11 protein-coding genes and 1 tRNA gene are annotated in these 12,514 nt (G+C 59.6%); 7 read left to right on the top strand and 5 right to left on the bottom strand.

Annotation, left to right across the window (positions count from 1 at the left end):
- Positions 1-164: 164 nt before the first annotated feature.
- The 3 genes from ACSQ2W_RS13210 to ACSQ2W_RS13220 all read left to right on the top strand — a co-directional run bounded on the left by ACSQ2W_RS13210 (position 165) and on the right by ACSQ2W_RS13220 (position 2,230).
- Positions 165-863 (top strand): hypothetical protein, encoded by a 699-nt coding sequence (locus ACSQ2W_RS13210; RefSeq protein ID WP_436086648.1) that lies wholly within the window; start codon positions 165-167, stop codon positions 861-863.
- A gap of 121 nt (positions 864-984) precedes the next feature.
- A complete protein-coding gene (locus ACSQ2W_RS13215) occupies positions 985-1,611 on the top strand; it encodes an LssY C-terminal domain-containing protein (RefSeq protein ID WP_436087778.1) in 627 nt (208 codons plus the stop codon).
- Positions 1,612-1,630: 19 nt separating this feature from the next.
- The gene (locus tag ACSQ2W_RS13220; protein WP_436086649.1) at positions 1,631-2,230 is read left to right on the top strand and encodes a hypothetical protein; all 600 of its coding nucleotides are present in this window, start codon (positions 1,631-1,633) and stop codon (positions 2,228-2,230) included.
- Here ACSQ2W_RS13220 and ACSQ2W_RS13225 read toward each other — a convergent pair.
- The 3 genes from ACSQ2W_RS13225 to ACSQ2W_RS13235 form a co-directional block, all read right to left on the bottom strand.
- A complete protein-coding gene (locus ACSQ2W_RS13225) occupies positions 2,201-4,447 on the bottom strand; it encodes a tetratricopeptide repeat protein (RefSeq protein WP_436086650.1) in 2,247 nt (748 codons plus the stop codon). The genes ACSQ2W_RS13220 and ACSQ2W_RS13225 overlap by 30 nt on opposite strands.
- A gap of 115 nt (positions 4,448-4,562) precedes the next feature.
- On the bottom strand, positions 4,563-5,576 hold the full coding sequence (locus ACSQ2W_RS13230) for an HAD family hydrolase (protein WP_436086651.1): 1,014 nt from the start codon (positions 5,574-5,576) through the stop codon (positions 4,563-4,565).
- Positions 5,577-5,665: 89 nt separating this feature from the next.
- Positions 5,666-7,330, bottom strand: coding sequence for an arylsulfatase (locus ACSQ2W_RS13235; protein WP_436086652.1), 1,665 nt, complete (start codon positions 7,328-7,330; stop codon positions 5,666-5,668).
- Positions 7,331-7,675: 345 nt separating this feature from the next.
- Between ACSQ2W_RS13235 and ACSQ2W_RS13240 the strand changes: the two genes are divergently transcribed.
- From ACSQ2W_RS13240 to ACSQ2W_RS13255, 4 genes are all read left to right on the top strand, one after another.
- Positions 7,676-9,559: a sensor histidine kinase gene (locus tag ACSQ2W_RS13240; RefSeq protein ID WP_436086653.1), complete on the top strand. Its 1,884-nt coding sequence runs from the start codon at positions 7,676-7,678 to the stop codon at positions 9,557-9,559.
- Between the two features lie 6 nt (positions 9,560-9,565).
- Positions 9,566-10,198: a response regulator transcription factor gene (locus ACSQ2W_RS13245; RefSeq protein WP_436086654.1), complete on the top strand. Its 633-nt coding sequence runs from the start codon at positions 9,566-9,568 to the stop codon at positions 10,196-10,198.
- A gap of 101 nt (positions 10,199-10,299) precedes the next feature.
- Positions 10,300-10,683, top strand: a complete 384-nt coding sequence (locus ACSQ2W_RS13250; RefSeq protein WP_436086655.1) for a response regulator transcription factor — start codon at positions 10,300-10,302, stop codon at positions 10,681-10,683.
- A 438-nt stretch (positions 10,684-11,121) separates the two neighbouring features.
- Positions 11,122-11,298 (top strand): hypothetical protein, encoded by a 177-nt coding sequence (locus tag ACSQ2W_RS13255; protein ID WP_436086656.1) that lies wholly within the window; start codon positions 11,122-11,124, stop codon positions 11,296-11,298.
- 145 nt (positions 11,299-11,443) lie between these two features.
- Here the strand turns inward: ACSQ2W_RS13255 and ACSQ2W_RS13260 are convergent.
- A tRNA-Arg gene (locus tag ACSQ2W_RS13260) sits at positions 11,444-11,520 on the bottom strand.
- A 196-nt stretch (positions 11,521-11,716) separates the two neighbouring features.
- Entirely contained in the window at positions 11,717-12,502 is a 786-nt protein-coding gene (locus ACSQ2W_RS13265; protein ID WP_026203528.1) for an ATP-binding cassette domain-containing protein, read from the bottom strand.
- Positions 12,503-12,514: the final 12 nt, after the last annotated feature.

Raw genomic sequence — 12,514 nt, forward strand, 5'->3', positions numbered from 1 at the left:
CCTCCCCATGTGGCGAAAGACCTCCGATCCACGATGTTTGTGATCTCTCCGGACCGTCTCTTTGCGATCGGAGTGGGCGAGGAGTGGTTCCGGCGGTTCAGGTCGTGAATCTTGACTGTTGAAGTAGCGAAACGCCCGCAGAAGGGCAAACCGGGAGATCCCTCATGGTTCGGAAATTCGATATTCGCATCCTTGCAATGGCAGCAGGCCTGCTGTCCTTAACCGGGTCGGCACTGTCACAAGACGCGATCAGCGCGCCTGCACAGAAAACCATCGGCGGGACAAAATCGAAAATGGTGCCCTCGCTGGCCGTCCTCAATTCCGGAGGCGCGACACTGGCCAACGGCAAGCTGACTATGACCGACATGTCCGTCGTCTCCATCGTGTTCGCAGACCGCCCGGTGAGATCGGCCGGGCACGTGCTTACCGCCGAATTCATCAAGGAATGGGACGAGGGTACGGACAGTTTTGCGGTCGACCCACCGAACGCGACCATCTCGGTGCTGAACAGCGATGGGTCGGCGATCGAGGATGCGGTCGTTGTATTGACCAAGCCGAAGCTGGAAGGCGGCACGCTGACATTTGATGTCACCGTGCTCGAAGGCGAACTCACCAAGGCCAGCGGGCCTGCTTCGCTCTTCATTGACATGTTCGTGGCCCGAGCTGGAATGGGCCGCGTCGGGGTCGTTGGCGGCGTCGGCGTGCGGGGAGCCGCCTGGCATGGCGGCTGGTACGCCCACCCTGCTGCAGGCTATGGCGCGGCGGTGGCGGCGGGGGCCGTCGTCGGAGCGGCCGCCGCATCTGGGTATCGGCCGTACGATCCCCCTGCATGCGGTTATTATCCGTATCCGCCGTGCTACTGAACGCCAAGCGGTGAACGGCGTGCCTCTCGATAGAGCCATTCCTCGCAGACGCAGGACGAGGGTGGCGGCAATATTTGCCGCCGCCCTGCTGATCGTCTACCTGCTTGTCTGCTATTTCATCATGCCCGAGCTCTGGATCTTTCGTGATCGCAACCTCGTCCCCGATCTGAGCAAGATGGTCACGACCACCGAACAGGATATTCCAGGCGATCCGATCAATGTCGGGCTCGTCGGCTCGAAGCAGCAGGTGATCCGCGCCTTTGCCGCGGCGGGCTGGGATCCAGCCGACAAGATCACCTTGCTTTCGTCGGTCGAAATCGGGTTGAGTGTCGTGCTCGATCGGCCGGACCTCGATGCCCCGGTGAGTGCGCTGCTGTTCGAGGGGCGCAAACAGGATCTGGCCTTCGAAAAGCCCGTGGGCAAGAGCGCCGATGAACGCCACCATGTGCGTTTCTGGATGGTAGCCCCTGATGCCGACGGCGTTCCGCTCTGGCTCGGATCAGCAAGCTTTGATCGAGGCGTCGGCTTCAGCCACGACACAGGTCAGATCACCCATCACATCGGCCCCGACCTCGACAGCGAACGGGAATTGGTCATGGGCGACCTGCGGAACATCAGACAGATTTCCCTAACCTACGAGCGCGCCGGCATCGGCGCAACCAAGGTCGGTCGCAATGGTGGTGGCGATCCGTATTTCACGGACGGGAAGGTGCTCGTTGGAGTTCTGAAGAGTGGTGCCGCGCAGTAGCACAATGACGACTAGCGGTATGGACCAAAGCGTTTTGATCCATACCGACTTGGATGTCGGAAAGGCGTTTCAGCCATATCATGCAGATCAGGTCGGCAGCACGACGACGTTGGGAGACGCGAACTTGAAGGCGGGATCGGAGTTGTCGGCACCATGGTTCTACGCAGTCCTTCTCGCTGCCCAGACGGCTGCGGCCTTCATCCTGTTCTGGATGGTGTTTCCGATTTTCTATAGCCTGGTGACCCACCTCGGGGAGCGACAGAAACTGGACTACCCCCAGCAGCTCGCCATCGTAGCAAGTGCCGCGCTCTTGCACTGCTTCTACTGGACGCGGCTGAAATGGGTGTCCGTCACGCCTCCGTTCCACAGCGTCCTCGTCGCCCATCTGAAGGAGACGCTGGGTGATCGTGAAGCGGTTTGTGGCCGTCAAAATACAACTACGAGTGCTCGCCGCCACGGTTGTTCGTTCAATGCACAGGCGTCTGGACGAAGTCCAAAAGGTCGGCGTCGCCATCGGAACATCGGTGACGGGCGTCTGCACACTCTTTGGAAAAGCAAGCCACCCGCGCAACAAAGCATGGTCCGTTGCTCATTTGCCGTCCTGAACTGCGACCTGTAATCGCCGGACGAGCTCTGCGATCTGGGGATCATCCGGCTGCAGACGGGCCAGCGCCTTCGCAAATCGGAGCGTCTCGGCATAGCGGCGGAGTTTCAGCCCGATCCGAATGGCCGTGCCGAGCAGATTGGGGTCCGTTGCACCATCTGCAAGGGCCGGTTCGAACAGCCCAAATGCGTCCTCCATTCGGCCGACAGAATCCAGGGCGATTGCTGCCGTTGTCCTGTATCTCGAATTGCCCGGATCCAGGCGCACGGCCGCCTCCAATTCTCGTATCGCGTCCTCCGTTGCCTTCTGGCGGACAAGAGACAGGCCATGCCCGTAGCGGAGGTCGGCGCGATCCGGATTGGCCGTGACCGCCTCGGCGTAGGTCTGTTCGGATTTCGCGTTGTCTCCGGTGGCGCGGTAGAGTTCGGCAAGGTTGATGCGCGCCCCTGGAAGGGCGGGATCAAGGTCAATCGCCTTGCCGAGCGCCTTTTCCGCCTCGTCCGGATGCCCCTGTTCAAGCAGAAACGTTCCGTAACTGCTCTGTATCTCGGCTACATCGGCGTTAGCCTGAACATAGGCTTTCAAATCAGCCACGGCGGCATCGAAGTCACGCCGCTGATCGCCGAGGAAGTCCAGCGACTGAGTGCGTCCGAGAGCCCTGGCGGCAGCCACCCGGACCGCACGCGTCTCGTCGCCAACAAGCCCGCCGATGGCCTCGAGCCGATACTCAGGGGGTAGGCTGCCGGCCGCCTCAGCAGCCCCCAGACGCACGAGCGGATCGGTGCTTTCCGCCGCCGCCTTTACGTCTGCGACGACTTCTGCCGCGCCGATCCGGCTCATCTCGGCAATGGCGCTTCCCTTGACGATGCCTGCTTGCTCCGGGGCTGCGATAAGTTTGCGCAGGGCCTCGATCGAGGCCGGGTCGTTCTGCGCCGCTGCCCCAAATGCATGCGCAATCGTCGGGCGTTTACGCCAGCCTGTGCCAAACCATTCGTCCAGGGTCTCCGAGGCCCAGACGTTCGTTTTGTTCTCATGGCATGACGTGCAGGCGTTCGGCGTTCCGTACCTATCCGAAAGGTCGGGGCGCGGGATCACGAAGGAATGGTCACGCCGAGGGTCGACCTTCATGTAGGTCCGCTCGGGCATGTGGCAGTTGGCGCAAAGCGCGCCAGTGGAGCCTCTAGGATGATGGGTATGTGCCGGGGTGTCGAATGCGCCGCTCGGATCGTTGTCTGCAAAGCGCTCTGGGGCGATCTCCGTGTGGCATTGGGTGCATAGCGCATTTCCAACCGCCTTGACGCTGCCCTCATGTGGACGGTGGCAGTCGAAGCAGGTCACGCCTGCTTTTGCCATCTTGCTCTGCTGGAAAGAGCCGTATTCGAACACCTCGTCCAGAATCTGCCCGTCGGGGAAGTAAAGATCACTGCGCAGCAACGCCGGGGAAAAATGGTCGAGGAAGGATCCTCCCGGCTGATAGCCATCGACAAGCCTGGTGCGTCGCGCGTGGCAGGCGAAGCAAGTGTTCGCATCGACCTTCGACAGGCCGAGCCCTGCCACTGCTGCCGTTGACGCATTCGCGAGTTTGGCTCTCGCCCATTCGACATGTTTTGCACCGCCGCCATGACAGGACTGGCAGCTGATGCTGGTCGCGACATAGGACGATTCGTAGTCTTTCGTCTGCGGTCGGAAGTTGGTCTGGGGATCGGTGGAATGACAGTCGATGCAGGTGCGGTTCCAACGATAGAACGGGCCTGTCCAATGAAACGTCGAGCCTGGCTTTTTCGCACTGCCTTCGCCGAGCCAGAACCATTCCTGCTTCTGCGTGTCCCAGGCGATGTCGAGAGCCTGCAATCTGCCGCCACCGAGATCGATCAGATACTGCTGCAAAGGTTCATAGGCAAACGTGTACTTCACCTCGAAGTCGGTTAGTTTGCCGTCCGGCCCTTCGGTGCTGACGAAGAAGCGACGGTCCCGGCGGGAAAAGGTCGTGACAACGCCATCGTGATCGAATTGGACATTGTTGAAGTTGCCAAGCACCGTCTTGTCATCGGCAACAGCCATCGCCTTGGCATGATGGGACTTGGCGAACGCGGCCGCCTGGTCGGCGTGACAGGATGAGCAGGTCTTCTCGTCGACAAAGCCATCGTGAATTCTGATCCGGCTATCATGGTTGGAGGCATGGGCATCGGCCGCAATCACGGCAGAAAATGCCAGCAAGCACAGACAGAGCATCAAGACAGCCGCAGGACGGCATGTTGCCGTGCGCATCGGTGAGAACACGCATCTTGCCGCTGTAGCCGCTGTCGTCACCCACGCTCTCACCCGATTTCCAACCATGCGATGCTACTTACTTCTCAGGAAAGATCCGCTTCCAGTCTGCCTTCATGTCGACCACCGTCCATTGGTTCACGGCGGCCGCATCCAGTGCCTTGTCGAGTCGGCCGAACGCGCTCTGGCGGTCATATGCGTATTCCCGCTCCGCGTCGGTGTGATGAACGACCAGGCCGAAACGGGGTGTCGTGCCGCCCATCGTGGTCCACTGGAGCATTTCAAGGTCGCCGTCGGAGTTGCCGAAGGCAGCGATCGGTCGGCGGCTGATATACTGGTTGATCGCAACTGGCTTGCCTGCCTTGTCATCGATGAAGTCGATCTGTAGCAGGCGGAACAGGGTCGGCACGCCGTCTCGCATCTCGAACTGGGTCTTGATGGTCGACCCGATGACCTGCTCTGGCGGGATGCCGTAAACCTGTTCGGCCCAGGGACGCACGAACTCGACTCCGCCGCCGGAGACGATGAACGTCTTGAAGCCGTTGGCGCGCAGATAGGAGAGCAGTTCGAGCATCGGCTGATAGACGAGTTCGGTATAAGGTTTCTTGAACTTCGGATCGCGCGCCGTGGCGATCCAGTCTGACGCGATCTTCTGGAACTCGTCACTGGTCATCCCGCTATGGGTCGTCAGGATCAGTTCCAGCAGCCCCTTTTCACCGGCTGCGGCAAGCGTCTTCATGTCATTCTCGAGCACTGCCTTGAACGGCTGCATGTCCTTCCACTCGGGATGGGACGGAGCCTCCGCCCTGACGCGGTCGAGCGCGAAGGCGAGTTGCACGTACATCGGATGCTCGGTCCACAGCGTCCCGTCATTGTCGAACACGGCGATGCGCTCCGGTTCGGGGACAAAATCGGGCGTGTTTTCCGTGGTGACCTTTTCAACGAAGGCGACGATGGCCGCCTTCGGGGCAGTGTCGTTCCACGATGGCAGTGCGTCGCTCTCAGCCTGCGCCGAAGTGGCAAGGAGAAGCGCCGCGGCAACAGCCAGCGCTCCGTCGCGCGCCGATTTGAGGAAATCATGAACTGCCAACATTGTGGTGTCCTCCAAAGGTTCCTTGCGAAGGTCAAATTGCCCGTCTGGAAGATGGCGGCCCCGGCAGAACCCGAGCCGCCGCGCGAGGCTCAGTTGCCGGTCGGCATCGGAAGGTTTACACCTTCCTTCGCCAGGGTGTCCCGAACCCATTGGAACCGCTCATAGTTCGAAAGTGTGAGCGGACCCGTGTAGCCCATGCTTTGCAGCTTGCGCGGTGGATACTGCACGTATGTGGCCATGATCTTCTTCAGTTCCTCACCCATGACCACGCCCATCCAGGTCCGCTCGGTGAAGTTGTTCATGAAAATGTCGTAACGTTCCTGCGGGTCCTGCCACAAATCGAAGACCTGCGGTACCGTGGCCACATACTTCTCCTCACCCTTCCAGCCGAGGTTGGCATCGACGGCCAATCCACCGGTCGAGGCTCCGTTATCGCCACGGAGATTGAACGCGAACTTGTAGTTCTTGACGCGGATCGCACCGGGTGAGAGCTCGTTTTCGGTAAAGTAGAACCAGGACTTGCGTGGTGATGGGCCGCTGCCCGTCAGCACCGGCGTCATGTCGAAGCTGTCGAAGATGATGGGCTTGTCTTCGCGGTCCTTGTCGGGTAGCGGGACCCCGCCGGCCGCGGCAAAGGTCGCCATCAGGTCGAGACCGCCGAGAATTTCATGGTTCTTGACGTCAGGCTTGATCTTGCCGGGCCACACGGCGATCGCGGGAACGCGATTGCCGCCCTCGCGCAAGGTGCCCTTGGTGCCGCGAAAGGGGGTGTACCCGGCGTCCGGATAGACATCCTGCCAGGCCCCGTTGTCGGTTGTGTAGAAAACCAGCGTGTTCTTGTCCATTCCGGTTTCACGCAGCTTGTCCATGATCCGGCCGATGCGGGTGTCGAGCTCCACGACCGAGTCGGCATATTTGCTCTTCGACAGGGACTTGTGCTGGAATTCGGGTGCCGGCAGGTTCGGCTGATGCACCTTCATGAAGTTGACGTTGATGAAGAACGGCTCGTCCGGCGTTTTCGAAGCCGTGTCGAGGAATTCGATCGCTGCCTTTTCGACATAGCCGTCGAAGAACGGGATGCCGACAACACCTTCCTTGCCGTCGATCACCGGCGTGTCGACGTACTGGCCGTTGATCTTGAAGTCTTCCTTCACCTCGCCGCCGGCCTTGCCCGAAAGGGAGCCTTTCGTCACCTTCTGGAACATGGCCCGCAGTTCGGGGTCCATGTCAGGGAACCAGGTCGGATCGGCATAGGTGTAGGCGTTGAGATGATAGAGGCCGGCATATTTCATCTCGTCGTAGCCCTGCGCGATCGGCAGCGCGTAGTCTGCCTCGCCAAGATGCCATTTGCCTGTGAAATAGGTATGGTAGCCGCCGCGCTTCAGCACCGACGCCAGCGTCCATTCGGCTGCAGGCAGGCCGCCACCCTGGCCCTGGAAGGCCACCGTCGTCATGCCGCTGCGGTTCGGAATGCGCCCGGTCTGCATGGCGGCACGGCCGGGCGTACAGCTCGGCTGGGCGTAGAACGAAAAGAAGGTCATGCCCTCGTCCGCCAGCTTGTCGATGTTCGGGGTCGGCATGCCGCGGCCGACACCACCGCCATAAGGTCCGAGATCGCCGTAGCCCGTATCATCCGACACGATGAAGAGAATGTTGGGTTTGGTCGGCGATTGCGCTTGCACCGGGGACACAGCCCCCACCAGAAACGTCGAAGCCGCCAAGGCTCCCCACCCGTAAATAACGCGGAAATTCATTGTGAATTCCTCCCTTGAGGTTTTGGGCCGACCGGGATCGCCGGGCGCACGACAAAAAAAATGCGTCTCAGCGCCTTCCGGCGCATGTCCATCTGGAATTGAACGAAACAAAAAAAGCAGTGCCGTGACGTGAACGCCCTTCGAGGGTCGATGGCGCTTCTTAACTGAGCGTCAGTCGTATGCGCGAAGGCCACCCATGGCGCGCAGGCTATCGAACGTCAGGCCGCAGGGATATTGTACCTTTGGGCAAACCGCTGCCTTTCCGATCCACTTGAACGTTAAAGTATTGGTTGTATTAGCAATGTTGCTTTGATAGGTTGCACCTACCTTTTCGGGGGGGAAGTGATGGGCGTTCTGCGTAACTGGAACAGGCGATCACGCTGGCCGATCAAGGGGGTGGGACTATACCTCCTTCTTCTCGTGGCATTTTCCTCTACGGCGGCGGCGAGCCAGGCCATTGTCGGCCGCGTCCCGCGCGTGCTCGTCCTGTATCCCTATGACGAGCGGATAGCCGCCACGACTGCAGCCGGCGAGGCGGTGAGAGCGCGGCTCCTCGAATCCACGGGTGGAAAGATTGATCTATTCTCCGAGTTCCTTGATCTTTCGCGCTTTCCCGAGGATCGTCACATTGACCGCATGGCGCAGTTTCTATCGACGAAATACGCGGATCATCGTCCTGATGTGGTGATCGCCCTTGGTGAACAGTCGGCAAGGTTCGTTGTGACCCACCGCGAGTCGCTTGCGAAAGACGCGCAGATCATCGCGGCCGGCTTCAACAGGTCTACCGCCCGCAGGATGAACCTTCCAGGCGACGTGATCGGAGCATTTACCGAGTTCAATATCCTCAAGACCGCAGAACTGGCCCGACGCCTTCAGCCCGATGCACGCCATCTCTATATTATCGGAGGGTCGTCTGAGTTCGATCGGTGGTGGCTGGAGACGGCGCGAACCGATCTTGCAGATTTCTCGAGGAACTATCAGACCAGATACCTGGAAAACCTGACGATCGAAGAGTTTGTCGCCGCGGCCGCCAGGTTTCCTTCTGACAGCATCGTGCTTGCACTGACGATCTTCAAGGATAGCAGCGGCCGCAACTTCATTCCACGCGAAGCGGTCAGGCAGATCGCAGCGACTGCGACCGCGCCCATCTATGGTCCGTACCCCACCTATATCGACTATGGGATCGTCGGTGGAAACGTCGTGACATTCGAGTCGCTGGGAACCACCGTCGCCGATCTCACTCTCGATGCCCTCGCTGGCAAACCGATCGCGCATGTTCAGGCTCCTCACTTCAACGTCGCAGATGCGAGGCAACTTGAGCGATGGGGTTTGTCCGAGAAGGACCTGCCGCCCGGTACGGTCCAGATGTTCAGGCAGCCGAGTTTTCTGGAGCAGCACTGGCTTGCCGCACTCGTCGCGGCCGCTGTCGTTGCCTTGCAGAGCATTGTGATCACCGTGCTGCTTCTGGAACGCCGCCGCCGGCACGCGGCAGAAATACAGTCGCACCATCGCCTGCTTGAGGTGATCCACCTTAACCAGTCCGCGACAGCGGGGGCTCTCTCGGCTTCGATTGCCCACGAACTGAACCAACCGCTCGGGGCCATTCGCAGCAATGCCGAGGCCGCCTCGATCGTACTCAGGTCCGTCAGCCCGGACATGAAACTAATCGAGCAGATCCTTGTCGATATCCAGGAGGACGATCAGCGCGCGCATGACATCATCTCCCGCATGCGGGGGCTTCTCAAGAAACGAGGCGAGATCGACTGGCAGGAGTTCGACCTGAATGAGCTGATCACAACAGCCATCAAGATCCTCCAGGGAGAAGCCATGCGCAGGGGAGTTGTCGTCAGCACCAGCCGCGCGCCGGGAGCGCTGCCGGTGCGAGCTGACAAGGTTCATGTCCAGCAGGTTGTTCTCAACATTGCGACCAACGCGATGGACGCAATGCTGGAGGTAGCAGGCAGGGAACGAAAACTCACGCTTGAGACACGGTTGACGAAGGATGCAAAGGCGGAGCTGTTGATCTCCGATTCCGGCCATGGCATCCCTGATGACAAGCTCGCAACGATCTTCGAGCCGTTCTATACGACGAAGGCCACAGGAACCGGTCTCGGCCTTTCAATCGCCCGGACAATTGTCGAAACCTATGGCGGCAGAATCCTGGCGTCTAACCGCAGTGAAGGCGGAGCTGTTTTTCGTGTCGTACTGCCGCTAGCGCGAACTGGCTGAACTGGCATGGACCCGATCATCCATATCGTCGATGACGACCAATCCTTCAGAACCGCGGTGGGACGGCTGCTGTCGGCGTCGGGATACAGCATCTCCCTTTACGCGTCGGGGGAGGAGTTTCTTGCTCAACTACCGGCCTCAGCGCCCGGATGCATCTTGCTTGATCTCGACATGCCGGGCTTGAGCGGGCTGGCTCTCCAGGACAAGCTCGCTGAAATGGCCCCGTTGCTGCCGATCGTGTTTCTGACCGGCCATGGCGACGTGAAGGCGAGCGTTCAGGCGATGAAAGCCGGCGCTGACGATTTCCTGGAGAAGCCAGCAACGGGCGAGACCCTCCTTGACGCCATCGCCCATGCATTGCATCGCGCAGCCTCACGGCGCGACGAGCTTGACCGGATCCACGCCTCCCGAAGGCGCCTTGAAAGCCTGACCCCGCGTGAGTTCGAAGTTCTGCGGCTGATTGTTCGCGGCAAGCTCAACAAGCAGATCGCCCATGACCTGGGTACGTCGGAAAGAACGGTCAAGGCGCATCGCCATAATCTCATGGAGAAGATCGGTGCACGGTCCCTGGCCGAAACCGTATCGATTGCTGAGAGGTTGGGACTTGTCGATTCCTCAGAGGATCATCCGCGGCCTTAGAAGCGACACCTTCACCAAAGGACAATAGCCACCGTTCGGTACTCGCCATAGGATCGTCGCCCAAGGGGTCGGCTACGCCGTCGGTCCCGGAAAGGGATCCGTTGGAAAACTCACCTGATACCGTCGCTGTGATCGACGATGATCCGAGCATGCTCAGAAGCGTCGAGCGACTGTTGAACGCGAATGGCTTTCTGACCGAAGGATACTCGTCGGCTGAAGCGTTTCTCAACCATGCACAGACAAGCGTGATCCGCTGCATCATCCTTGATATCCATCTCGGCGGCATGTCGGGGATCGACCTATGGCATCAGATGAAGCACTCCGGCATAAACCTTCCGGTCATCTTCATTACTGCGGTGGACGACGAGACGCTCGAACGCGAAGCGCTCAATGCCGGGTGTATCGCATATCTTCACAAGCCATTCCCGGCGGAATCTCTGGTCGCGGCCATCAACAGTGCGCTTCAGTGTTCCTCCCGGGATTGAGACCGTCCGCTCAAACGACGGTCCGTACATGCAGCGCTGCCGCTGATGCGCTGTGTTGAAGGGGAAAGGAAACCGATTTCATCATCGCTTCCCTAAAGGACAATAGACGCGGCTCCAAACTTAGCCCACAGATCGGCCCAAGTCAGACACCCGCTGTTCGGCGAAGGATGAAATTGATCCATGTTTGCGGATCGGATTTTGCGATGACCAACGGATTTACAGTTTTAGCGGGAGCGGTGCTCCTCGTCTTTCTTTCCTGCGCTTCCAACAGCCGGGCGGATACCATCATTTATGCGAATGCCGTGAGCGTTCTTGCCAACGGCTAGCCCGGTAGCGAGGCTTGAACGGCTCGCGTTGAGCGAAGTGGTGTGTGTGTTTAGTTCAACTTAAAATGGTACGCAGTGGATCCGCGCACCTTAGCTTCCAAGGAGATTATCGATGACTTTGAAACCTCTTTTTGCCGTCGTGGCAATGGCGCTTTGGACACTTTCAGGATGCACAAGCACCGCCTCAAACAACACAACCTACGCACAGCCTCAAGGCCTCGGCCCCGACGCCGTGGTCGGTGGCGATCGTAGCGATGGCATGGATCCTGGTCCCGATCTTGTTGATTGACTGCTGTCAGAGTCCGGGTGCTGTTTCACCTCGCGGTGAGGAGTCCAGGCAAAGGAGAAATGAGTTCTCGGTTTGGCGGCAGTGGACTTGATAAAACTCCAAGTACAATGACGCGAGTCCAGCTTTATGTGGCGAGCGAGAAAAATGGCGCACCCGACAGGATTCGAACCTGTGACCTTTGGAATCGGAATCCAACACTCTATCCAGCTGAGCTACGGGTGCATCCGCGGCGGTTTGAGACCGCCGAAGCAGGCTGTGAGCGGTTCATAGCCCAGGAAATGCTGCGCATCAATGGTCAATGCACAGCTTTGAAAGGAAAATCCCGAGTTTGCCGCATGTTATCGGTGAGGGCTGGATGAGATGACGAAAAATGCCGCGCCTTCGAGCGCGGCATTTTACTTTCACAAAAAGGCGAAACTCACGCCGTCTGCATCGCGCCCGGGCCGGGGATGGCTTTGGGCGGGCACTTGCCGAGGATGATCATGCCGAGCACTTCGTCCTTGGTGACGTCTTCCGTGCGGGCGTGGCCGACGACCTGGCCGTTCTTCATCACCGAGACGCGATCGGCGAGATCGAAGACGTCGTGGATGTCGTGGCTGATCAGGAAGATGCCGATGCCTTCGCGCTTCAATTGCTTGATCAACTCGCCGACCTGCGCCGTTTCCTGTGGCCCAAGTGCTGCCGTAGGCTCGTCCATGATCAGGATGCGGGCGTCGAACAGAATGGCGCGGGCGATCGCCACCGACTGTCGTTGACCGCCCGATAGCGCCTTCACCGGCTCCTTGAAGCGGCGGAAGTTGGGGTTGAGCCGCCCCATCACTTCGCGAGCCTTGGCTTCCATAGCGACGTCGTCCAGTGTGCCCCAGGGGGTTCTGAGCTCGCGGCCGAGATAGAGGTTGGCAGCGGCATCGACATTGTCGGCGACGGCGAGCGTCTGGTAAATCGTCTCGATGCCGTATTTCTTGGCGTCGCGCGGGTTGCTGATATGGACCGGCTCGCCGTTGATCAGGATTTCTCCGGCGTCGCGCTTGTAGGCGCCCGACAGGATCTTGATCAGCGTCGATTTGCCGGCGCCGTTATGGCCGAGCAAGGCCACGACTTCGCCCGGGTAAAGATCGACCGAGGCGTTATCGACAGCATGGATGCCGCCGAAGGAGATGGAAATGTTCTTCATTTCCACGAGGGGAGTGCGTTGTTCCGTCATTGTTCGAACTCC

The organism is Pararhizobium sp. LjRoot255, assembly GCF_964252905.1.
Lineage (GTDB): Bacteria > Pseudomonadota > Alphaproteobacteria > Rhizobiales > Rhizobiaceae > Pararhizobium.